General features: G+C 71.7%; 18 protein-coding genes. 11 read left to right on the plus strand and 7 right to left on the minus strand.

Going from position 1 to position 23573, the window contains the following annotated elements; genetic code table 11:
- Positions 1–48: 48 nt before the first annotated feature.
- The gene (locus IF29_RS0108950; RefSeq protein ID WP_037594677.1) at positions 49–780 is read right to left on the minus strand and encodes a COG4705 family protein; all 732 of its coding nucleotides are present in this window, start codon (positions 778–780) and stop codon (positions 49–51) included.
- A gap of 287 nt (positions 781–1067) precedes the next feature.
- Between IF29_RS0108950 and IF29_RS0108955 the strand changes: the two genes are divergently transcribed.
- Complete coding sequence (locus IF29_RS0108955; RefSeq protein ID WP_157623662.1) at positions 1068–3080, plus strand: hypothetical protein; 2013 nt, start codon at positions 1068–1070, stop codon at positions 3078–3080.
- Here IF29_RS0108955 and IF29_RS0108960 read toward each other — a convergent pair.
- The 3 genes from IF29_RS0108960 to IF29_RS0108975 all read right to left on the minus strand — a co-directional run bounded on the left by IF29_RS0108960 (position 3046) and on the right by IF29_RS0108975 (position 6400).
- On the minus strand, positions 3046–4143 hold the full coding sequence (locus IF29_RS0108960) for a bile acid:sodium symporter (RefSeq protein ID WP_051725078.1): 1098 nt from the start codon (positions 4141–4143) through the stop codon (positions 3046–3048). The genes IF29_RS0108955 and IF29_RS0108960 overlap by 35 nt on opposite strands.
- Before the next feature lie 452 nt (positions 4144–4595).
- Positions 4596–5744: a sensor histidine kinase gene (locus IF29_RS0108970; RefSeq protein WP_030252090.1), complete on the minus strand. Its 1149-nt coding sequence runs from the start codon at positions 5742–5744 to the stop codon at positions 4596–4598.
- A complete protein-coding gene (locus IF29_RS0108975) occupies positions 5741–6400 on the minus strand; it encodes a response regulator transcription factor (RefSeq protein ID WP_030252093.1) in 660 nt (219 codons plus the stop codon). Before IF29_RS0108975 ends, IF29_RS0108970 begins: the two co-directional genes overlap by 4 nt.
- A gap of 141 nt (positions 6401–6541) precedes the next feature.
- On the opposite strand from IF29_RS0108975, the gene IF29_RS0108980 reads away from it, so the two are divergent.
- Entirely contained in the window at positions 6542–7831 is a 1290-nt protein-coding gene (locus IF29_RS0108980; protein WP_232242073.1) for an SLC13 family permease, read from the plus strand.
- Here IF29_RS0108980 and IF29_RS0108985 read toward each other — a convergent pair.
- Positions 7746–8474, minus strand: a complete 729-nt coding sequence (locus IF29_RS0108985) for a phosphatase PAP2 family protein (protein ID WP_063757458.1) — start codon at positions 8472–8474, stop codon at positions 7746–7748. The two genes, IF29_RS0108980 and IF29_RS0108985, sit on opposite strands and share 86 nt — an antisense overlap.
- Before the next feature lie 94 nt (positions 8475–8568).
- Between IF29_RS0108985 and efeU the strand changes: the two genes are divergently transcribed.
- From efeU to IF29_RS0109005, 4 genes are all read left to right on the plus strand, one after another.
- Positions 8569–10647 carry an iron uptake transporter permease EfeU gene (gene efeU, locus IF29_RS0108990; protein ID WP_030252101.1) on the plus strand — a complete coding sequence of 693 codons (2079 nt, stop codon included), beginning with the start codon at positions 8569–8571 and terminating at the stop codon, positions 10645–10647.
- 89 nt (positions 10648–10736) lie between these two features.
- Positions 10737–11828 carry a Dyp-type peroxidase gene (locus tag IF29_RS0108995; RefSeq protein ID WP_232242074.1) on the plus strand — a complete coding sequence of 364 codons (1092 nt, stop codon included), beginning with the start codon at positions 10737–10739 and terminating at the stop codon, positions 11826–11828.
- Positions 11829–12073: 245 nt separating this feature from the next.
- Complete coding sequence (locus tag IF29_RS0109000; RefSeq protein ID WP_232242075.1) at positions 12074–14752, plus strand: beta-glucosidase family protein; 2679 nt, start codon at positions 12074–12076, stop codon at positions 14750–14752.
- A gap of 88 nt (positions 14753–14840) precedes the next feature.
- Positions 14841–15581, plus strand: coding sequence for a rhomboid-like protein (locus tag IF29_RS0109005; protein ID WP_051725079.1), 741 nt, complete (start codon positions 14841–14843; stop codon positions 15579–15581).
- 218 nt (positions 15582–15799) lie between these two features.
- Here IF29_RS0109005 and IF29_RS46785 read toward each other — a convergent pair whose 3' ends face one another.
- Positions 15800–15946 carry a hypothetical protein gene (locus tag IF29_RS46785; protein ID WP_198037353.1) on the minus strand — a complete coding sequence of 49 codons (147 nt, stop codon included), beginning with the start codon at positions 15944–15946 and terminating at the stop codon, positions 15800–15802.
- Position 15947: 1 nt separating this feature from the next.
- On the opposite strand from IF29_RS46785, the gene IF29_RS0109015 reads away from it, so the two are divergent.
- The 5 genes from IF29_RS0109015 to IF29_RS0109035 all read left to right on the plus strand — a co-directional run bounded on the left by IF29_RS0109015 (position 15948) and on the right by IF29_RS0109035 (position 22744).
- Positions 15948–17027 (plus strand): substrate-binding domain-containing protein, encoded by a 1080-nt coding sequence (locus IF29_RS0109015; RefSeq protein WP_030252110.1) that lies wholly within the window; start codon positions 15948–15950, stop codon positions 17025–17027.
- 68 nt (positions 17028–17095) lie between these two features.
- Positions 17096–18712 (plus strand): sugar ABC transporter ATP-binding protein, encoded by a 1617-nt coding sequence (locus IF29_RS0109020; RefSeq protein WP_051725080.1) that lies wholly within the window; start codon positions 17096–17098, stop codon positions 18710–18712.
- Positions 18709–19680, plus strand: coding sequence for an ABC transporter permease (locus tag IF29_RS0109025; RefSeq protein WP_030252114.1), 972 nt, complete (start codon positions 18709–18711; stop codon positions 19678–19680). The genes IF29_RS0109020 and IF29_RS0109025 overlap by 4 nt, the downstream gene beginning before the upstream one ends.
- Entirely contained in the window at positions 19677–20705 is a 1029-nt protein-coding gene (locus IF29_RS0109030; protein WP_051725081.1) for an ABC transporter permease, read from the plus strand. The genes IF29_RS0109025 and IF29_RS0109030 overlap by 4 nt, the downstream gene beginning before the upstream one ends.
- Positions 20706–20821: 116 nt before the next feature.
- Positions 20822–22744 carry a hypothetical protein gene (locus IF29_RS0109035; protein WP_030252118.1) on the plus strand — a complete coding sequence of 641 codons (1923 nt, stop codon included), beginning with the start codon at positions 20822–20824 and terminating at the stop codon, positions 22742–22744.
- Between the two features lie 58 nt (positions 22745–22802).
- Here IF29_RS0109035 and IF29_RS0109040 read toward each other — a convergent pair whose 3' ends face one another.
- The gene (locus IF29_RS0109040) at positions 22803–23552 is read right to left on the minus strand and encodes an SDR family NAD(P)-dependent oxidoreductase (RefSeq protein ID WP_232242076.1); all 750 of its coding nucleotides are present in this window, start codon (positions 23550–23552) and stop codon (positions 22803–22805) included.
- Positions 23553–23573 lie beyond the last annotated feature (21 nt).

The following is a 23573-nucleotide window of genomic DNA, read 5'->3' on the forward strand; positions in this document are numbered from 1 at the left end:
CCGGTCGGAGAGACCGACCGGCGACACGGCCTCCCGTGCTGCCGGGGTTCAGCCCTGCTCGCGCTCGGCCACGTCCTTACGGGAGACGGCCAGGTAGACCACGAAGCCCAGGATGACCACGGCCCAGCCGAGGCTGACCGGTCCGGTGCCCCAGGCGAGGCCGCCGCGGGCGTGGGAGACCGCCATCCAGTCGGCGAAGGAGGCGCCGAGCGGGCGGGTGATGATGTAGGCGAACCAGAAGGCGCCGATCGGGTTCATCCCGAAGCGCCAGTGCGCCAGCGCGGGGATCGCGATCAGCACCGCGAAGAGCAAGCCGGAGGCCCAGTAGCCCAGGTGCAGGTTCATCGCGGTCAGGTCGCCCGCCGCGGTGCCCAGCGCGAACGTCGTCAGCACGGTGGCCCAGTAGAAGAGCTCGCGGCTGCGGGTGTGGATGCTGTGGATCGACAGCGTCCCCTCGACCTTGTACCAGGCGACCAGGACCACGGCCAGGACCACGCTGAAGAACGCGGTGGACACCGTGTACGGGATCTTGAACTGGACGTGCAGCACATCGGCGGCCATGGTGCCGAAGACGCTCACCATCACCACCGCGGTCCAGTAGATCCAGGCGGTGTAGCGGGTCGCACGCAGTTGCAGCAGCATCGCGGCGGCGAAGGCGACGAAGCCCAGGCCCACGGCGATCACCGGGTCGATGTGCTGGGCCAGGAAGTCCGATGTGGTCTCGCCCATCCCGGTGGTGAGGACCTTGGTGATCCAGAAGTACAGGGTGACTTCGGGCACCTTGCTCAGGGCGTGCCGCGCGGATGTCGTCGCGCGGTGCCTTGCTGCAATCTGGCCTGTCGACATGGAGGCGGCGACCGTTCTCGAGCAGTACATGGACCGCGCCAGCCTCGCACGAGGCACCTAACACCCGGATAACAGGCCCAACTTGTCAGCGCTCCGGCAACCGGCCGGATGCCGGAGCCGTAACACCGGGTGAACAGTCGCCCCGGCCACTGCCGCCTTCGCCCACGAAGGGTCAGGATCACGCCGAATCCCCGTCCCGCCCACCCCTGAAGGGCTTCCCCATGACTCGTCGCCGTACAGCGACGGCAGCAGCCGTCGGCGTGGCTGCGCTCGCCTGCGTCGCCGCCCTGCCGCAGAGCAGCCTGCACCAGTCCCACCGGCACCTGGCCGGCTACTCCGTCGGCACCCCGGTGGTCGACAAGGTCAAGGGTGGTCCGTGGACCCTCTCCCAGGGGGACCCGGCGTTCGGCAGCACCATCAGCGTCGGCGGGGTGACCTACCCCAATGTGGCCGTCGACCCGGCCGGCACCGGTGCCGTGCCCGCGCAGAGCGGCTCCACCGGCACCCCCGGTCCGCTCACCGGCTACTGCTCCACCGACAACGGCACCAGCTCGGCGACCGGCACGGTGCTGCGCCAGCCCAAGGGCAGCGTGCTGCCGATGCAGCCGTACTACTTCCCGTTCGTCACCAGCGACGACGGCGGCCGCACGCTGACCGGCTACTTCGACTACCGGCCGAAGGACACGGACGAGGCGGTGGTCTCGGCCACCTCGACCGACCACGGCAAGACCTGGAAGTACACCGGCGAGGCGCTGGAGCAGAACGCGGGCCTGTGCGCGACCGGCAACACCGACGACGACGGCCAGGGCCACGCCTTCGTGCTGTCCGTTCCCGGCTACGGCGGCAACGGCCAGGCGGGCAGCGGCAAGCGGGCGCAGGTCCTCTACACGCTGAGCCGTCCCACCGGGGACGCGCTGGGCGTCAACCTGATCGTGCACAAGCTCACGCCCAAGGGCGACGACCCGCTGGCCGGACTGCCGGCGACCGAACCGGTCGGCATGGGCGGCAGCACCACCGCCACCGCGGCGGTCAGCATCCCGGCCGGTCCGACCGGCGCGGGCGTCACCGTGAACGTCGGCTCGACCGCGAACTTCGAGCAGCCGGGCCACTTCAACGTCGACGGCCACATCGTGGACTGCAACGACGCCGCCGCCACGGCCACCGCGCTGACCGGGTGCACCACCCGCGACGCGGCCGGGGTCAGCGTCGCGGCGGGCGACGCGGTCAAGGCGGACGCGGTGATCCCGGCCGGCGCCGACCAGACCTCGGGTCTGATCGCCCCGGACGGCATCATCAGCACCCTGTCGCACTACCAGGGCGCGCCCAGGGGCAGCGTCGCGGTGCTCTACACCGAGAAGATCGTCAACTACTTCACCCCGACCACCACCACGGCGGCCGTGACGCTGCCCGCCGCCACCATTCCGGTCGCGGACACCTCCGCGCTGCAGCCGAGCGGCGGTTCGGTGACCGTGAGCCTGGGCACGGCGGCCGGCATCGTGCAGGTCAGCTGCACCGGCGCGGACGCGACCGATCTGACCGGCTGCACCGGTGGCACCGGTGCGGTGGCCAAGGGCAGCAGCGTCGGCGCCCCCGGCGCGGCCACCGTCCCCTACGCCCAGCTGGCAGCGATCGGCGAGGGCAAGAACAAGCCCAAGTCGCTCTACGGCAACAACGAGGACTACTCGGTGGTCCGCGCCGCCTACACCTACGACGGCGTGCACTTCACCGACCTCGGCCAGGTCTCCGGACTCAACGACCCGACCTCCAGCAGCGACTCGGTGCTGCGCTGGGTCGGCTCGCGCGGCACGGTCATCACCAACCCGGACGGCAGCTACGGCCTGTTCCTGTCCGGTGCCTACGCCTCGGACGGTGACAGCGACGCCTTCAACCAGATCTTCTACTCCTCGTCCGAGGACGGGAAGAACTGGAGCACCCCGCAGAAGCTGATCGGCACCGACTACACCTTCTCCGCCCTGGCGAAGCAGGCGACCAGCGGTGGCGCGCTCGGCCTCTCCGGCTACTACTCGGGCCGGGTCTACGACCCGACCGTGGTGCAGAACGGCAATGGCACGCTGACCATGCTGTTCGCCGGCTACTCCACGCCCAAGCCGCTGCCGAGCACCGGCTCGGTGCAGGGCACCGACCCGAGCAGCCTCTACACCGTCCCGGCGGCCCAGCCCGCCGAGTACCGCACCATCCTCAGCGTGACCCTGCGTCCGGACTGGACCCGCTGACGGGTCCGGCGCGGCCCGCTGCCGCATCCCGTCCTGCCTCCCGTCCGGGCGGCAGGACGGGCGGCAGGACGGGCGGCAGGACGGGACTGCCGATGAACCGGCCCACCGAACCGGCCAGGATCTTCTGCAGCAGGCTGTAGGCGAGGATCGGCAGCAGTACCGCAGGATGGTCCGGTATCCGGGTCGCCGCCAGTACCGCGCTGGCGCTGCTGTTGTTCATGCCCGACGCGTAGGTGAGCGCCACGGCCTCGCCGCGGTCGCAGCGGAGCCGGCCCGCGATCACCCAGCCGCAGAGGAACGACACCGAGCACATCAGCGCCGCGGCGGCGACCACCAGCAGCAGGAAGTCCGGGTCCGGTCTGCGGACCACCTGGCGCAGCGCCCCGCAGGCGTTGGTGTAGCTGAGGGTGACCACCACCGCCAGGTTGACCAGCCGGATCAGCGGCGGGGTCGAGCCCCGACCGGACCGGCCGCCCTTGAGCACTGTGGCCAGCCGTCCGGTCAGCAGCCCCAGCAGGCAGGGCAGCACGACGACCAGGACGGCGAACAGGCTGCCGGCCGTCTTCGCCGCGGCGTGCAGGTCGGCGGCGTAGCCGCCGGTGGTGAGGAATCCGCCCAGGTGCAGACCGAGCGGGATGGTCAGCGGGCTGAGCAGGGTGGAGCCCAGCACCAGGCCCAGGCTGAGCGTGGCGCTGCCCTCGTCGCCCTGGGAGAAGACGGTGGCGCCGGCCGCCACCGGCATCGCCCCGATCAGGGCCAGCCCGGCCAGCAGGCTCTGCGCCTCGCGCGGACTGTGCCACCCCTCCGCGCCGACCGAGGCCACCGCCAGCAGCACGCTGGGCAGCAGCGCGTTGATCGCCACCCCGAGCGCCAGCGGCCCGGGACGGCGCAGCAGCGCGGGCAGCCGCTCGGCCCTGGCCGTCAGCCCGGCGTTGAACACCACCACCGCGAGCAGACCCGCCTGCAGCGGAAGTGCGGTGGTGCCGATCCTTCCGAGCGTGACGGAGCGGACCGCCTCCCCGGGACCGGGCAGGACGGCGGCCAGGACATACGCCCCGACCATGATCCACAGAAGGTTCCGTTGCAGTGCTCCGGCGAGCAGGGTGAGTGCTCCCGTTTCTGGTTCCCTGCGAGATGGCTGCGTACCGGCCATGAGGGTTCCCCCGATCGGCGGCGATCGACCAGGTCAGCGGTCGATCGATGATGCGGACCTGGTAGGACCGCATCACGTCGGCGGGGTCGATGTCACGTCAGATCGGTGTGGATCACCTGATCGAGTGGTTTGGGGGTAGCTTTGTCTACAGGTATGTAGACGATGATGACGGCGAAGACGAAGAGCGATCCAGGAGAAGGCGCATGCGACAGACCCAGCAGGCATGGTCCTGGCTGCAGTCCCGGGAGGGCGGCGAGGTGATGCTGTTCATCGCCCAGGCCGTCGTGCTCTGGTTCTGGGCGGGTTGGCCCTCCTGAGTGCGCCGGTCGGCCTGAGCGCGTCAGTCGGGCTGAGCGCGCCGATCAGGCCGCGGGGAGCAGCAGGCTGACGGCCAGTCCGCCCTCCGGGCGGGCCGTGGCGGTGACCCGGCCGCCGTGGGCGGTGGCGACGGCGCGGACGATGGACAGGCCCAGACCCGCCCCCTCCGGGGCGTCCGGCCCCGGGGCCCGGCCCCGGCCGCCGCCGCGCTGGAAGGGTTCGAAGAGCCGGTCGAGCCGGTCCGCCGGCAGCGCCGGACCGTCGTTGACGACGGTGAGCTCGACCCGGTCGGCCCCGCTCCGTGCGCTGGTGACCCGTAGCAGGCCGCCCTCGCTGCCGTACTTCACCGCGTTCTCCAGCAGGTTCGCCACCGCGATCCCGAGCAGGGCGACACTGCCGTGCAGCGGAGCCGGCCCGAGATCGGACTCCACCCGCAGCCGCCGCTCCCGGCACCGGGCGGCCACCCGGTCCATCGCCTCGGCGGCGATGTCGGCCAGGTCGTCCTCCTCCGGATCGGTGAGCCGCTGCTCCGAGCGGGCCAGCGTGAGCAGGGCGTCGATCAGCTGCTGGGCCCTGACCGTGGAGTCGGCGACGTCGCGCGCCATGCTGCGCCACTGCTCCTGGTCCGGCTCCGGTTTGGCCAGGGTGACCTCGACGGCGGCGCGGGTCAGCGCGAGCGGGGTGCGCAGTTCGTGGCTGGCGTTGGCGACGAAGCGGCGCTGGGCGGCGAAGGCCGCGTCCAGGCGTTCGAGCATCTGGTCGAAGGTGTCGCCGAGCTCCTTGAGCTCGTCCGACGGGCCGGAGAGGTTGAGCCGCTCGTGCAGGGTGGTGCCGCTGGCGCGGCGGGCGGCGGCGGTGATGTCGGCGATGGGACGCAGCAGCCGCCCGGCGACCCACCAGCCGACCAGCGCCGAGACCGCGACCACCAGCACCAGCAGGGCCAGCGCGACCCGGAGCAGGTGCGAGGCGGCGGCGTCGCGGATCTGGTCGCTGAGGCCGACGAAGTGGTCGTGGTCGGGGTCCAGGCTGCTGGGGATCTGGTCGTCGGGCAGCGGCTGGAAGATGAAATGGTAGAAGGCCGTGGTCAGGGCCAGCACCAAGGCGCTGCCGCCGAGGGTGAACAGCGCGGCGTAGGTGAGCGTGAGCCGGGCCCTGATGGTGAGCGGGGGCATCCCCGGCCGTGGCCGCCTCATGCGCTGATCCGGTAGCCCGCGCCGACCACGGTCTCCACCAGCTCGGGGGCACCGAGCTTGCGGCGCAGCCGGTTGACGGTGACCCGGACCGTGTTGGTGAACGGGTCCGCGTGCTCGTCCCAGGCGCGCTCCAGCAGCTGCTCCTGGCTGAGCACGGCGCCGTCGGCGGCCATCAGCAGCTGCAGCACGGCGAACTCCTTGGCGGTGAGCGCGACCGGCTGTCCGGAGCGGTGGACGGTGCGGCGCAGGGTGTCCATGGTCACGTCCCCGCAGCTGAGCACGGCGGCGTGGGAGCGGCCCCGGCGGGCCAGGGCCTGGACGCGCAGGGTCAGTTCGGCGAAGGAGAAGGGCTTGCCGAGGTAGTCGTCGGCGCCCAGGGCCAGGCCGTCGACCCGGTCGTCGGTCCCGGACAGCGCCGTGAGCATCAGCACCATCGGCGCGTCGGCCCGCCCGGTCAGCTCGCGGCAGACCTGGTCGCCGCTGCGTCCGGGCAGGTCCCGGTCCAGCACCATGACGTCGTAGCCGGTGGTGAGGTCGATCTTGGCCAGGGCCTGGTCGCCGTCGTGGCACACGTCCACCGCCATGCCCTGGTCGCGCAGCCCCTCGGCGATGCGCTCGGCCAGCCGCACCTCGTCCTCCACCAGCAGTATCCGCATGGCGCCATTGTCCACTGGCTCCCTGATGGGCTCCTCCGGCCGGCTCCCGGCGAGGTGTGGCCGACCGCTGCGGGGGCAGGAGCCGGGTAGTCTTCGTCCTGTCCGTACACCCCTTGACCTGGAGTCATTCTGAACAGCGCAGTGGCCGAGGGGCTCTCCGTCGCCCTGCTGCTGGGTGTACTGGTCTTCGCGGTGCTACGGCCCAAGGGCTGGCCGGAGGCGGCCGCCGCGGTCCCGGCCGCCGCCGTGGTGGTGCTCCTGGGCGCGGTCTCGCCGGGCGAGGCCTGGGCGCAGACCCGACTGCTGCTACCAGTGGTGGGATTCCTGGCCGCGGTGCTGGTCCTGGCCCGGCTCTGCGCGGACGACGGACTGTTCGCTGCCGCCGGTGAGCTGGTGGCCCGGGCCTGCCGGGGACGCCCGGTGCGGTTGCTGGGCGGCGTGTTCGCGGTGGCCTCGGTCACCACCGCGGTGCTCAGCCTGGACGCCACGGTGGTGCTGCTGACGCCGGTTGTCTTCGCCGCCGCGGCCAGGGCCGGTGCGCGGCCGCGTCCGCACGTCTACGCCACCGCGCACCTGGCCAACAGCGCTTCGCTGCTGCTGCCGGTCTCCAACCTGACCAATCTGCTGGCCTTCACCGCCGCCGGGATCTCGTTCGTCCGCTTCGGTGTGGTGATGGCGCCGGCGTGGGTGCTGACCATCGGCATCGAGTACCTGGTCTTCCGCCGCTTCTTCCGAGCCGACCTGGAGCTGCGGGCGGACCCGCGGGAGGAACCGGAGGAACCCGACCCGGCAGAATCGGCGGACCCGGCCGGACCCACTCCCGTTCCGCTGTTCACCCTGGTGGTGCTGGCCCTCACGCTGGCCGGCTTCGCCGTGGTCTCGCTGGCCGGGGCCAACCCGGCCTGGGCGGCGCTCGGCGGCGTCCTGGTGCTGGGCGTGCGCGCGGTGGCCCGGGCGCGCGACCGGCGCCGCGCCACCACGCTGGCGCTGCTGCGCTCGGCCGATCCGCTGTTCTGCGTCTTCGTGCTGGCGCTCGGGATCGTGGTCGAGGGGGTCATGGTCAACGGGCTGCAGTCGGCGGCGGGCGGGCTGCTGCCGCAGTCCTCGGACCTGCCCGCGCTGCTGGCGGTCGCGGCGGTGGCGGCCGTGCTGGCGAACGCGATCAACAATCTGCCCGCGATCCTGGCGCTGCTGCCGGTGCTCTCCGCGGGCGGCCCTGGACCGGTGCTGGCCGCGCTGATCGGGGTGAACCTGGGGCCCAACCTCAGCTACGCCGGATCGCTGGCCACCCTGCTCTGGCGCCGACTGCTCCGCGACCACGGGACCGACGCGGAGCTGGGCCTGTTCACCCGTCTCGGTCTCTGGACGGTTCCGGCGACGCTGGTCGTGGCCACCACCGCCCTGTGGGCCATGCTGCGGGTGACGAGCTGAGCGCTCGGGTCAGCGCGCCCAGCAGGGGCAGCAGCGCGCCACCGATGACCGCGGCCAGCAGCCACCCGGCGAGCACGTCGGTGGGCCAGTGCACCCCGAGGTAGACCCGGTCGACGCCGACCGCGAGCGCCCACAGCGACGGGAGGACCACGGCCGCCGCCCGGGTGGTACGGCGCTGAGCGTGCGTCAGCAGAGCGGCGGTCAGGCCGATGGCGAGCAGCGCCGAGGTGGTGCTGTGCCCGGACGGGAACGCATGGCCGGAGGCGTAGGCGAGCCAGTCGGCGCGAGGGGGTCGGGGGCGGCCGACGGCCGTGGCCAGTGAGGTGCGCAGCAGTTCCGCCGATGCCAGTGCCGCCACCCCGACCAGCGCACCGCGCCACCACCAGCGCCGGGTGCCGGTGGCGACGGCACCCGCCAGGGCGGCTACGGCGTAGGCGGGCGCCCCGGTGCCGGTGACCGCCAGGTCGATGCCGAAGCGGTCGAGGGCGGGGTCACGGTGCGTCAGCGCCCAGTGGTGCAGCCCGGTGTCGACGCCGAACGGGCGGCCGTCACGGACCATCACCAGGGCGGTCAGGGCCGCGAGGAGGAGCGCCGCGGCGAGCAGGCCGAGGCGGACGGGACGCCGGTGACGCCGTGCGATCACTGTCACACCGTAGCGTCTACCTCCATGTAGACGAGTCATGCGTGGGTTGCATAAGGTATGCCTAAGCTAAGCATGCCGAACAGAAGGATCACTGATGTGGGACGACGCATTCCCGAGTTTCCTCATCGGGCTCAGAGAGGGCCTGGAAGCTGGACTTGTCGTCTCCATCCTGGTGGCCACCCTGGTCCGGAGTGACCAGAAGTCACGGCTTCCGCAGGTGTGGACCGGGGTCCTGGCCGCGATCGGGCTGTCGCTCAGCTTCGGCGCGGTGCTGACCTTCACCGCGCACAGCCTCTCCGCCACCGCGCAGGAGGCCTTCGGCGGCACCCTGAGCGTGATCGCGGTCGCCTTCGTCACCGCGATGGTCTTCTGGATGCGGCGCAACGCCCGCAACCTCGCCGGTGAGTTGAAGGACAAGGTCGGCGCGGCACTGGCGGTCGGCTCCGGCATGCTGGTCGCCACCAGCTTCCTCGCGGTCGGCCGTGAGGGTCTGGAGACGGCGCTGTTCATCTGGACCACCGCGCAGACGGCGGGGGAGTCCACCGGCCCGCTGATCGGCGCGGCCGTCGGGCTGGTGCTCGCGACGGTGCTCTGCTGGGCGCTGTACCGGCGGGTGCTGAAGATCAATCTGACCCGCTTCTTCACCTGGACCGGCGCGGGCCTGATCGTCATCGCGGCGGGGGTGCTCGGCTACGGCATGCGGGACCTCCAGGAGGGCGGCGTCCTTCCCGGCATCCACGCCTTCGCCGTCGACATCAGCAGCAGCATCGACGCCAACTCCTGGTACGCGACGCTGGTGCAGGGCGTGTTCAATCTGACGACCCAGATGACCTGGCTCCAGGTCGTCGCCTACGTCGTCTACCTGGCCGTGGTGATGACGCTGTTCCTGCGCGGCGTCCGCGCACCGAAGCCGGTCCCGGCCGCCGAGCCGACCCCCGAGGGTGCGGCGCAGTCGAAGGATGCGAAGGAGGCGAAGCAGGCGGAGCCGGTTCCGGCCGGGGGAGGGGTCGGGCGCCCGCGCCCCCGCTGGGTGGTCCCGGTCGCGGTGGTCGCCGTTCCGGCGGTCGTCGCCGGCGCGGTGATCGCGGCCGGCAACGGCAAGCCGGCCGCCGCGGCGACCGTCACCGTCTCACCCACCGCCTGCGGCAAGGGTTTCACCACTCCGCAGCCGGGCCAGCAGACCTTCCAGATGCACAACACCGGCAAGGACACCTCCGAGGTGTACCTGATCGACCCCGGCAGCAACGCCGTCTTCGGCGAGGTCGAAGGCCTGGCCCCGGGCACCACCCGCGCCCTCACCGCCACCATAGGCAAGGGCACCTACGCCTGGCGCTGTGTGCCCACCGGCGGCAAGGCCGTCACCTCGGCCAGCGTCACCGTCACCGGGGGAGGGACGGTCAAGGCCGTACTGCCCCTCGCCGCCGCCGATCTGGACGCGCCGCTCGCCGCCTACAAGGCCTACGTCAACGCCGGACTGACCACCCTGGTCACCGAGACCGACAGGCTGCAGGCCGACGTCAAGGGCGGCAACCTGGCCGCGGCCAAGGCCGACTGGCTCACCGCGCACCTGCAGTACGCCTCGCTGGGCGCCGCGTACGGCACCTTCTCCGAGTTCGACGCCAAGATCAACGGTCGTGCGGACGGGCTGCCCGACGGGGTCAACGACCCGGACTTCACCGGCTTCCACCGGCTCGAGTACGGGCTGTGGCACGGCGAGTCCGCGAAGAGCCTGACGTCCGTGGCGGTCCAGCTGTCGGCCGACGTCGCCGGGCTGCGCAAGGCGTTCCCGAGCCAGGACTTCGACCCGACCGACCTGCCGCTGCGCACCCACGAGATCCTGGAGAACACCCTCCAGTTCGAGCTGACCGGCGACACCGACGAGGGCAGCGGCACCAACCTGGCGACCGCCCAGGCCAACCTGGCCGGCACCAGGGAACTGCTCTCGGTGCTCCGGCCGCTGATCACCGAGCGCAGCCCCGCGCTCATCGGCACCGTCGACGCGGACATCGCGCGGCTCTCCGCACTGCTGGACGCCCAGCACAAGGGCGCCGCCTGGACACCCGTCGAGCAGCTCGACCCGACCGCCCGCGCCGCCGTCAACGGCGCCACCGGGCAGCTGCTGGAAGACCTCGCACCCATCCCCGACCTGCTCGAGATCCGGAAGTCCGCCTGATGACCGACCAGTACCAGCCTTCGACGGGAAGCTGCCCCTTCGGATTCGGGAGCGGAGCCGGGACTGCCGGCGCCGCGACTGCCGGCGCCGTGACTGCCGGCACCTCGCGACGCGCCGTCGTCAAGACGGCGTTGGGTGCGGGCGCGGCGGGTGCCGCGATAGCGACCGGCGCGGTCGCGCTCGGCAGCGGATCCGCCGCGGCCGCCGCCCCCGCGTCGGGCTCCGGCGCCACCTCCGACAGTGGTTCGGTCGCCTTCCACGGCGCCCACCAGGCCGGGATCATCACGCCCACACCGGCGTTCGCCATCTTCCTCTCGATGGACGTGATCGCCACCGACCGCAAGGGTCTGCAGGCCCTGCTGCAGACCCTCACCGAGCGGATCCGCTTCCTCACCTCCGGCGGCACCCCGCCCGATCTGGGTGTCGGCGCGCCGCCGTCCGACAACGGGATCCTCGGCCCGGTCGTCCCCACCGACAGCCTCACCGTGACCGTCGGCGTGGGCGCGTCGCTCTTCGACGGACGCTTCGGGCTGGCCGCGCAGAAGCCCCGCAAGCTCACCCCGATGCGGACCTTCCCCAACGACAACCTGAAGGCGGCGGAGTCGCACGGGGACCTGTCGCTGCAGATCTGCGCCGACCGCCAGGACACGGTGCTGCACGCGATGCGTGACATCGCCAAGCACACCCGCGGGCAGATGCAGGTGAAGTGGCGGATCGACGGCTTCCAGAACACCCCGCGTCCCAGCGGCGCGCAGCGCAACCTGCTGGGCTTCAAGGACGGCATCGCCAACCCGGACGTCACCTCCACCCGGGAGATGGACCGTCTGGTGTGGGTGGACTCGGGCGCCGGCGAGCCGGCCTGGGCGACCGACGGCAGCTACCAGGTGATCCGGATCATCCGGATGCTGGTGGAGTTCTGGGACCGGGTCTCGCTCAACGAGCAGGAGTTGATGTTCGGTCGGCGCAAGGACACCGGCGCCCCGCTGGACGGTGCCAACGAGACGGACATCCCCGACTACGCCAAGGACCCGCAGGGCAACGCGATCCCGCTGGACGCCCACATCCGGATCGCCAACCCGCGTACCGCCAAGACCGACGACTCCCGGATCCTGCGCCGCGGCTACAACTACGACCGCGGCATCGACGCGGTGGGCAACCTGGACATGGGGCTCGCCCCCTGATTGCTTCCTGTGCAAGGTCTTGACCGCTTGCGCCTTCCAATGAAAACTCGTCAGCCGTGGGTCCTTTGGTGACACGTGAGTCAGGTTCACGAGTTGTCGCCGGGTGATGCCATGCGTTCGCCCAGGCCGGGGCTCTCCACCGGCCGTTCGCGTACAGTGCTGCCCCCGCCGTTCCACCCGACGGCGGGGGCTTCTCCGCTCGCAGGCGCACAGAGACGTGCAGCCTTGAAGAGAGGCAGAGCCGTATGCACCCCACCCTCATCAGCAGGACCAGCAGGACCAGTAACAGCAGCCAGACCAGCAGGACCGGCAACAGCAGGCGCCACCGCCGTGCGACGGTCTGTGCCGTCGCGTTGCTCAGCACCCTCGGGCTCGCCGTGGCCGGGGCGCCCACCGCGTCCGCGCGGCCTGCGCCGGTCACCGGGGACGCCCGGGTGGACCGGCTGCTGGCCAGGATGACCCTGGACGAGAAGCTCTCGATGATCGAGGGCCAGGCCGAGGCCGCGTCCACCACCCAGTACCAGGCCGGCTACCTGCCGGGCGTCCCGCGGCTGGGCATCCCCTCGCTGCGGCTGAGCGACGGGCCGCCCGGGGTGATCACCGAGCAGGACTCCACCGGGATGACCGCCACCATGGGCGTCGCCGCCACCTTCAGCCAGAACGACGCCCGGCTGAACGGCGAGGTGATCGGCCGTGACGCCAGGGCCATGGGACAGGACGTGGTGCTGGAGCCGTTCGTCAACCTGGACCGTGACACCTCCTGGTCCCGGGGCTTCAACACCTTCGGCGAGGATCCGCTGCTCACCGGGCAGACCGGTGCCGCCGAGATCACCGGTATCCAGAGCCAGGGCACGATGGCGCAGGTCAAGCACTACATCGCCTACGACGGCGGCAACAACGTCAGCGTGGACCAGCAGACCCTGCACGAGATCTACCTGCAGCCCTTCACCGACGCCGTCAACGCCGGTGTCTCCTCGGTGATGTGCTCCTACAACGTCGTCAACAGCGCCCAGGCGTGCGACAGTTCGGACACGCTGACGACCATCCTGCGTAACGAGCTCGGGTTCAAGGGCTTCGTGACCTCCGACTGGGGCGCCAACCACGGCACCGACTACCTCAACGCCGGTCTGGACATGGAGATGCCCGGCGGCGGGTTCGGCGGGCTGCTGCCGTCCTACTTCACCTCCGCCGCGCTCAAGGCCGCGATCGCCGACGGCTCGGTCCAGGAGTCCCGGGTCGACCAGGCCGTGGGACGCATCCTCTACGAGTACGACCGGTTCGGCCTGCTGGACGGCGCGTCCAAGCACACGGTGACCGCCCAGCCGACCGCGGCCGACGAGAAGGTCGTGCTCAAGACCGGCCAGGACGCCGCCACTCTGCTCAAGAACGACGGCTCCACGCTCCCGCTCGGCGGGAAGTCGCTCTCGTCGCTGGCGCTGATCGGGCCCGGCGCCGGGCAGACCATCGCCACCGACGGCGGCGGTGAGAAGTCCGGCGGCCTGGTCGCCGAGCAGACCGGGACGTACCAGGTGCTGCAGCAGGAGCTGGGCCGCCGGGGCAGCTCCGGAATCAGCTACTCGGTCGGGGACGACATGACGGGCACCGCCGTGCCGGCGTCGGCTCTGTCGCACGACGGACAGTCAGGGCTGCTGCGGGCCGGGGGCGGTGTCGACGCCACGCTGGACTTCACCGGCAGCCACGCCCTGCCTGTCGGTCAGGCCGCCTCCTGGAGCGGAACCCTGACGATCCCTCAGGCCGGGGACTACTGGCTGAACATCCAAGCCCTGGGCGCGACCGCGGGGCTGACCGTGGACGGCAACACCCTGACCACGGTGGGTGGTTCCGGGTTCAGTACCGGGCCGCGGTACGGCGTGGTCCACGCCACCGACGGCAACGGTCCGCTGCCCACCACCGACGGTCTCGCCAACGGGCGCACCCTGGTCCATCTGACCGCCGGGGCGCACACCCTGGCGGTCGCGGCCACCCCGGACGCCTCGGGCCGGCCGGTGCAGGTGCGGCTGGACTGGGTCACCCCGGCGCAGCAGCAGGCGGCTCACGACGCCGCGGTGAACGCCGCGCGCCACGCGGGCACCGCCGTGGTGTTCGCCTGGAGCGACGGGGACCTGTCGAAGCCGCTGCCGGAGGGCCAGGACCAGCTGATCGCCGATGTGGCGGCGGTGAACCCGGACACCGTGGTGGTGCTGAACACCAGTCAGCCCGTCGCCATGCCGTGGCTGGGCAAGGTGAAGTCGGTGCTGGAGATGTGGTACCCGGGCGACAAGGGCGGACAGGCCACCGCCGACGTCCTGCTCGGCAGGGTGAACCCGGGTGGGAGGCTGCCCTTCACCTGGCCGGTCTCGCTCGGCCAGGAGGTGGCGCACCAGGCGGCCCACCCGGAGCGCAGCTCCGCCGGCGTCGGCGGCACCGGAACCTGCGCGCCCTTCGGTGCGACGCTGCTCAACTGCCCGGTGACCAGCTACTCCGAGGGCGTCGACGTCGGCTACCGGTTCTACGCGGCCAACGGGGAGACCCCGCTGTTTCCCTTTGGCTACGGGCTGAGCTACAGCCGGTTCCGGTACGCGGACCTGTCGGCCCGTCGGACCGGGAGCGGCCTGGCGGTCAGCTTCCGGGTCAGCAACACCGGGTCGGCCACCGGGGATGCCGTACCGCAGCTCTACCTGGGCGCACCGCGGAACCCGCCCGCCGGGGTGCAGTTCGCCCCGACCGCGCTGGCCGGCTACGACCGGGTCCGGCTGGCCCCGGGTCAGTCGCGGACGGTCACCATCACCATTCCGACCCGTCAGCTGCAGTACTGGTCCACCGCGGCCGACGGCTGGAGGACCGCCCTCGGTGCCCGGTCGCTGACCCTGGGCACCGACGCCACCAGCCCCGTGCTGTCGCGGACCGTCACCATCGGCGGCTGAGTGGGCGCCGGTCGGGCGTCGCAGGCGTCGCAGGCTTCGCGGGCGTCGCAGCAGGGGACGTGATCGACGGCCGGGGATGATGGGCGCCATGCGCACTGATCCTCTCCGGTCGTCGCGGGCCCGGCTGCTCCGGTGGGCCGCCGGGTATCCGCGTCGGAACCCGGCGGCCTTCGGCTACCTGCTGCTGCTCGCGGTGGACGCGGCGCTGCTGCGCCGGGTCCTGAGCGAGTCGGACGGCGTCCGGCTGCGGCAGTACATCAGCACCAACCTGGACAACATGGGACAGCACCCGTTGCGCAGCCTGTTCGGCAGCCTGCTGGTGGTCGACACCGGCGACGCGCTGAGCTTCTTCCTGGTCGTGGTGGTCGGGCTGGCCGTCTGCCTGGCCGTGCTGGAGCGCAGTGTCGGCACCCGGCGGGCGGTCGCCCTGGTGCTGGTGGCACATGTCGGCGCGACCCTCACCACGACCGCGGTGATCTCCGTCGCGGTGGGCGACGGGGCCTATCCGCAGGCGACCCGGCACGCCCTGGACTACGGCGTGAGCTATGTGTCCATCGCGGCGGTGGCCGCGGTCACCCCGCTGCTGCCACGGCGGCTCCGACCCTGGTGGGCCGGGGCCGCCGTGCTGTATCCGCTGTCCGACGCCGAGTGGTACGGGGCGCTGCCGGACTTCACCACGATCGGGCACTGCACCGCCGCGCTGATCGGCCTGGCCGGTGCCCGGATCGGCGGGGTCGGCCGGGGCCGGCCGACGAGCGCCGCTGCCGATGGCAGCCATCAGCAGCAGCCGCCGGGCGCCCCGCATACCACCCATGCTGTCCGGCGATGACACCGTGCCTTGTCCCTGGTGATGGCCGCTTCATACGCTGCGCTGCATCGCTGACGCTACTGCTTCCCCTTCTGCGAGCCACCCACCGCGGTAGCGAGAGCCACAGCGAACACCCATGGACTGAGCATGAACCAGACTCGAGGGAGAGTCCCCACCATGACCGCAACTCCCGCCCCTTCCCCGCCGTCGGTCACCGCCGCGGCCCGCCGCCTTCGGACTCACGCTTCTCGGATCCGGGGCGCTTCGGCCCTCTTCGCCGCGACGGCGCTGGCGCTCACGGCCGCGGGGTGCAGCAGTTCGGCGACGACCACAGCGAGCAGCGGCTCCTCGGGGGACAGCAGTTCCACAGCCTCGTCCTGCGGCACCGTGCCGGCTGCCTCCTTCAAGGACACCGCCGGCCTGGTCAAGGCGCTGGGGGCGCAGTACGAGGCCGCCTACAGTGGCTACTCGGGCACCGTCCAGGCCAGCAAGTGGGCCACCTGGAAGCCCACCAGGACCAGCGGCTTCACCATCGGCATCTCCGAGTCGCAGCTCAGCAACCCGTACCAGACGCTGATCAACACCTCGCTGCAGCAGTACCTCAAGGCCGACGGGTACAAGGTGATCGACCTGGTCTCCAGCAACGAGGTGACCAGCCAGATCGCCCAGTTCAACCAACTGATAACCGACAAGGTCGATCTGATCATCTATCAGCCGCTGGCCTCGGGCTTCGAGTCGGTGGTCGACAAGGCGGCGGCGGCCGGCATCCCGTCCATCTCGATGCTGAACAACGTGGTGGACGCCAACACCGTCAATGTGGTCCCCAACGCCTTCGCGGCCGGTGAGGCGCAGGCCGCCGCGGTTGCCAAGATCATGGGCGGCAAGGGCGCCATCCTCGGGGTGCACGGCATCAAGGGCGTCCCGATCGACACCGACACCTTCAACGGTGCCAAGGCGGCGCTGAAGCTCTGCTCGGGGATCACCCTGGACGACTCGATCTACACCGACTTCTCGCCCACCACCGCGCAGACCGACGTGCAGCAGTACCTGGCCGCCAACCCGACCAAGACCATCGGCGGCGTGCTGGAAGGCGGTCCGATGACCACCGGCATCATCTCGGCCTTCCAGAAGTCCGACGTCACCGTGCCGACCGTCGCCGACAACGGACTGACCACCGGCGGCGTCGCCTACTGGTCCGCCAACTCGGGCAAGTACCGGGGCGTCGGCCTCTACAACCCGGGCGACGGGCTGGCCCAGGCGGTGGCCCAGGTCGCCAAGAACATGCTGGACGGCAAGGGCGTCAAGGTCTCCGACATCGTGATCAACCCGCCGCTGGTGACCAGCGACAACCTGTCGAGCTTCAGCAAGTCCAGCTTCAAGGTCGGCGACGCCTCGACGGTCACCCAGTCCGACGTCGACCAGCCCTTCGCGACCAGCAGCTACATCGACGGCTTCTTCGGCCAGTAGCAGCCCAGTAGCAGCACGAAAGCCGAAGGCGGAGTCGACGAGCACGTCGACAGGCAAGGAGTGGTGCGTTGAACGAGCAGAGCCAGGCGGAGCGCCCGGCCGTGCTGGAGGCCGCCGGACTCGCCAAGGCGTTCGGGGCGACCAGGGCCCTGCGGTCCTGCTCGCTGCGGATGCCGGCCGGCGAGGTGCACGCGCTGATGGGGGAGAACGGGTCGGGGAAGAGCACCCTGGTGAAGATCCTCACCGGAGTGCACGCCCCGGACTCCGGAACCCTGACGGTCGACGGCCGACCGGTCCGCTTCGGCGGTCCGGCGGCGGCGATCCGGGCCGGGGTGATGGCCGTCTACCAGGAGGTGCTGGTGGTCGGACCGCGCTCGGTGCTGGAGAACGTCTGGCTCGGCGCGGACGGGGTGTTCCGGCGCAGGGTCGCCGAGGCCGACAAGCGCAGCAGGGCCGCCGCGGTCCTGGCGGAGCTGCTGGAGCAGGTGCCCGACCTGGACACCCCGGTCGAGCAGCTGTCCCTCAGCGACCGCCAGGCCTGCGGGATCGCCCGCGCCCTGGTGCGCGGCCCCAAGGTGCTGATCCTGGACGAGGCCACCAGCGCCCTGGACGTGGCCACCCGGGACCGGCTGTTCCGGGCCGTCGCCCGGCGCAAGGCGGAGGGCATGTCGGTGCTGTTCGTCTCGCACCGGATGGACGAGGTGGACGCCATCGCCGACCGGGTGTCGGTGCTGCGCTCCGGCGAGTCGGTGGTCACCCTGGACGCGGCCGAGGCCACTACGGCCGAGCTGGTCCGGCTGATGACCGGCTCCGAGCACCTGGCCGGCGCGTCCGCGGCCGACGTCGCCGGGCGCGCACCGGACCCGGCGGCTCCGGTGCTGCTGCGGGCCGCCGGGGTGCGGCTGCACCCCGGCGCCGAGCCGGTCGACTTCGAGCTGCGGGCCGGTGAGGTGGTCGGCCTGGCCGGACTGGAGGGCCACGGCCAGGACGCCTTCATCAAGGCGCTCTGGGAGGGACCGCCCGGGGAGGGCTCGGTGCTGCGCACCGTCGACGGCACCGGGGCGCCGATCCGCTCCGAGCAGCAGGCCGCCGCGGCGGGCATCGGCTACGTTCCGCGGGACCGCAGGGCCGAGGCCTTGTTCGGGACCATGTCGATCAGGGAGAACTTCAGCGCCGCGACGCTCCGTCAGGACCGCCGCTCCGGACTGCTCTCCCGCAGGGCCGCGCAGGAACGGTTCGCCCCCTACCGCAGCGCGCTGAAGATCCGGATGGGCCGCGGGTCGGACCCGGTCTCCACCCTGTCCGGCGGCAACCAGCAGAAGGTGGTCATCGCCCGCTGGCTGGCCCGCGACCCGCAGGTGCTGCTGCTCAACGACCCGACCCGGGGCGTCGACATCGGCGCCAAGCGCGACATCTACGCGCTGCTGGCCGAACTGACAGCCCGTGGGGTGGCGGTGGTGATGCTGTCGACCGAGGTCGACGAGCACATCGAGCTGATGGACCGGGTGCTGGTCTTCCGCGAGGGAGCCCTCTCGGCGACCCTGACCCGGGCCGAGCTGACCCGGCAGTCCCTGGTCGCCGCCTTCTTCGGCCGCACCGTCGACGAGGGCCCGGTCAGCGGCACCGTCGCCGGCCCTGACGCCGGCCCCACCACCCCCGCACTCACACCGGACGGTGCCGCATGACCGCCCTCGCCTCAGTCCGGGCCCTGCTCGCCCGGCGCCCCTACGCCTTCGCGGCGCTGCTCACGCTCACCCTGCTGCTGATCGACATCGCCGTGCAGCCGGCCTTCGCCGCTCCCTCCAACTGGCCCGCCGTACTGGCCTCCTTCGCCCCGCTGGCCTGCGCGGCGATGGCCAGCACCCCGGCGATCCTGTCCGGCGGCGGCGGTATCGACATATCCATCGGCCCGGTGCTGACCCTGGTCAACATCGTCATCGTGGCCGACCTGCTGCCCAACGGTCTGACCTCGCCGCTGCTCGTGGTCCCGATCTGCCTGGCCGTCGGCGCCGCCATCGGCGCGATCAACGGCTTCATGGTCGCCGTGCTGCGGTTCCAGCCGGTGGTCGCCACCCTGTGCGCCAACATCGTCGTCGGCGGCCTGGCCACCCAGGTCCAGGGCGGCTCGGTGCCCACCGGCAGCACCGGCTGGACCAAGGACCTGGCCGGCTCCTTCGGTCCGGTCCCCGGCGCGCTGCTCACCATCGGCGCGCCGCTGCTGATCTGGGTGCTGCTGGCCCGCACCCCCTTCATCAAGGCCCTCTACGCGGTCGGCGGCGACGACGCCACCGCCTACTCGGCCGGGATGAACGTCCCGGTGGTGCGGATCGCCGCCTACGCCCTCGGCGGCCTGTACGCGGGCATCGCCGGCATCGCGCTGATGTCCCTGATCAGTGAGGGCGCGGCGAGCATGGCCACCCAGTACACCCTGCTGGCCATCGCCTCGGTGGCGCTCGGCGGCACCGCGCTCAGCGGCGGCCGCGGCTCGCTGGTCGGCTCGCTGCTGGGCGCAGGCAGCATCTACCTGATCAACAACCTCCTCAATGAAGTCAATGTGTCCACCCTGTGGTCCACCGCGATCTACGGGGCGCTGCTGCTCTTCGCCGTGGTCGTCGGAGCGGTGCTGACCAACACCCGCCGGAGGACCGCATGAGCGACACCGCGCTGACCGACACCCCCGCCGCTCCGGAGACCGCCGGCGGACGCCCGCCGCTGGTGGCCCAGCTCTCGGACTGGCAGCGCCGCTTCCCGCTGCTGCAGATCGTCGCCCTGGTCGCGCTCTACGGGTACGGGCTGGCCACCATCGACGGCTTCGGTTCGCACCGGGTGCTCTACGCGATCCTGATCAACGCCTCGCTGCTCGGTCTGGCCGGCGCCGGACAGACCATCGTGGTGCTGGTCGGCGGCATCGACTTCTCCATCGCCGCCTTCATCTCGGCCGGCGACGTGGTCATCGCCGAGCTGTGCGGCACCTACCACTGGTCGGTGCCGGCCGCGGCGGCGGTCGCGCTGGCCGTGGGCGCGGCCGGCGGGCTGGTCAACGGGCTGCTCTCGTTCCGGTTCAAGGTCGAGCCGCTGATCGTCACGCTGGGCGTGAGCGCCCTGGTCTCCGGACTGCTGCTGAAGTGGATCAACGGCGCCGCCACCGGGGTCACCCCGGCCTGGCTCGGCGACCTCACCGCCGCCAACGGCACCACCTTCGGCCTGGCGATCCCCCCGGTGGTGCTGATCTGGGCGCTGGTCGCCCTGGTCATCGGCCTGGTGCTGACCCGTACCCGGGCCGGGCGCCACCTCTACCTCACCGGGGTGAACCAGCAGGCCGCCAAGCTGTCCCTGGTGCGCGTCGGCCGGACCTGGATCTGCGCCTACGTGGCCAGCGCGGTGCTGGCGGTCTGCGTGGGCATCCTGCTGGCCGGCTACTCGGGCTCGGGCAACGTCACCGTCGGCGACCCCTACCTGTTCCAGTCCCTGGCCGCGGTCATCGTCGGCGGCACCATGTTCGGCGGACGCGGCGACTACTGGCGCACCGTCCTCGGCGCGCTGGTGCTCTCGGTGGTCGCGCTGCTGCTCAGCGCCGCCCAACTGCCCTCCGCCGAGCAGCAGATGATCACCGGCGGACTGATCCTCGCGGTGGTCGGCCTCTACGGTCGCGAACGCCGCCTGCGCGACCGCATCTGACCAACCGTCACCCCATCCTCCAGGCCAGTCGCCTGGACCACTGACCTGCCGTCATTCCCGACGGCACCGGCCGGTCACTTCGTGCTGCGCCGGTACGGACGACAAAGGAGTTGTTCATGACCTTCTCCCCCCGCACCAGCCGGGTCTCGCGACGATCGATCATCGTCGCCGGCTCGGCGGCAGCAGGCGCACTGCTGCTCAACCCGGTCACCGCCGTCGCCGCCCCGAGTACGGTCGGCGGGGGCCGGGAGCTGACGGTGGGGGCCGGCGAGTCCCTGACCGTCTCGGCCACGACCAGGCTCAGCCGCCTCACCATCGCCTCCGGCGGCTCGCTGGTCGCCCCGGACGGCTACAACCTGACGCTGACCGTCGGCGGCGTGGAGACCGGACAGCTGCTCACCGCGACCGGCGGCACCGTCACCACCATCCAGCCCGGCGTCTACCGGGGCGACGTCGTGCTGACCGTGGCCGTGGCCAACCCGATCGCCTTCGGCAGCCTCACCTTCCCGTTCCGCCAGGCCCTGTACGTGGACGGCGACGGCGTCTCCCGCACCAAGTCCGTGCTGGCCGGCGTGGTCGGCGGCCAGGTCACCGACTCCTACGCCCGCAACATCCGGCTGCAGTCCACCGGCGAGGCCTACAACGGCGTCTACGTCGCCGGCGGCTCCTACGCCCTGCGCAGCCCCGGCGTCGCCTTCGACGGCAACGGCCGCTGCGACTTCGTCGGCTACGGCGCGGCGATCGTCGGCACCGGCACCACGACCACCCTGGTGGTCGAGGACGCCACCATCGACAACACCGGCGTGGTCCGCACCGGCGTCATCGCCGACGGCGGCGCCAACATCGTCGTCAAGAACTCCACCATCAGGGTCAAGGACGGCGTCCTGCCCTCCGACTACCGGTCCACCGTCGACACCTCGGTGATGGAGTCGGCCCCCTGGATGCTCAGCATCGGCGGCAACGTCCGCGCCACCAACCTGCTGGGCACCGAGACCCGTGCCTCGTACGTCAACTCCAGCATCGAGTCCGAGAACTGGGGCGCGCTCTCCACCGACAACGGCCAGGACGGCACCCTCACCGCCATCAACTGCCGAGTGGCCAACACCGGCACCGCCGGCGGCTACGGCTCCTACGCCATCGGCAACGCCACCGAGAACTTCCTCGGCTGCCGGTTCGACGTGGCCAGCTACGCCACCATCAACCGTGGCGGGACGGTCTACTACGCCGACAGCACCCGCGCGGCGGTGGCCGCACTCAACACCAGTCTGGAGCTGGGCCTCAGCGCCCGCGAGCTGGCGGCGATCCCGGTGCGCAACACCGTCATCGACTCCAAGCGCTTCGGGGTGATGTGGCACGGCGCCGGCAGCGTCGACATCAGCGGCGGCACGGTGCTCAACTCGCGCACCGCGACCTTCCTGGACAAGGGCCAGCAGGTCTCCATCGTGGTGGACGGCTCCGGCGGCGCCCGGCTGAACCCGGGCAACGGCATCCTGGTCCAGGTGATGGAGAACGACGACCCGGGACCGCAGATGGTCAACGGCGTGCTGCTGAACACCGGCGTCTACACCGAGCCGACCACCGCCGCCAGCAAGGACAGCAGCTTCGACAACACCGCCGCGCACGACACCGACGCGGTCGCCGCCTTCACCGACATCCGGCTGAAGGGCGACTTCTACAACGGCATGCGCGGCGGCCTCAACCTGGTGCTCACCTTCACCCGCAGCCAGGTCGAGGGCGTGATCTCGGCGACCACCACCAAGCACCACATCGACAGCATCGGCGCGGACCAGTACCTGCAGCTCGGCGAGGTCACCAACACCCCGGCCGCCGCGGTCAACAACGGCGTCGTGGTCTCGCTGGCCGCCGGCTCCCGCTGGACCGTCACCGGTACGTCCTACCTCACCAGCCTCACCCTCGCCGCGGACGCCGTCGTCACGGCCCCGCGCGGACGCCAGGTCACCATGACGGTCGACGGCACCACCACCGCCATCGCCGCGGGTGCCAGCTACAGCGGCGCCATCGTCGTCCAGGCCGGCTAGCCGGCAACGCCAGAAGGCCCGGCTGCTCTCCGGCAGCCGGGCCCTTGCTGTTGCGGTCTCAGGACGGGGCGATCATCCCCGCCGACAGGTCGATGTCGGCGCCGCAGAGGCCGGGCATGCCCAGCATGGCGATGAGCGCGGCGGCGACCTCGTGGTTCTCGACCAGGCGGCCGAGGGCGGCGCGGGACGCGAAGGCGTGCTCGGCGGCTTCCGGGGTGGTGCCGGTGAGTTCCGCCTCCAAGCGGAAGTTCCGGGCCATCCGGGGGCCGCGGATCGGGCCGGGGGAGAGGGAGTTGACGGCGACTCCGGCTGGGCCGACCTCCCCGGCGAGGGTGCGGGTGAGCCCGAGCAGGGCCATCTTCGAGGCGGTGTACGGGGTCCGGTTGAGCAGCGGGCGCTTGCCGCTGACCGAGGCGACATTGACCACGTCGCCCCGGCCCGCCGCCAGCATCGGCGGCAGGAAGGCGCGGCAGAGCAGGTAGACGCCCCGGACGTTGGCGGCGAACACCTCGTCCCATTCCGCCGGGTCGATCTCGACCAGCGGTTTGACCGGTCCGGCGATCCCGGCGTTGTTGACCAGGACGGAGACCTCCTCCCCGGCCTGCGTCAGCCCGGCCGCGAGCGCGGCCACCGAGGCCGGGTCGGCGACGTCGGCCAGGGCGGTGCGTCCGCTGCCGCCGGCCTGCTCGACCCCGGCCAGGGTCTCGGCCAGGGTGGCGGGATTGCGGCCGACCAGGAGCACCCGTACCCCCGCTACGGCCAGCGCCAGTGAGAAGGCACGGCCGAGCGGGCCGCCCGCGCCTGTCACCAGAGCAGTCCTGCCTGACAG

Origin of the sequence: Streptacidiphilus jeojiense, from assembly GCF_000719095.1 — a bacterium.
Taxonomy (GTDB): domain Bacteria; phylum Actinomycetota; class Actinomycetes; order Streptomycetales; family Streptomycetaceae; genus Streptacidiphilus; species Streptacidiphilus jeojiensis.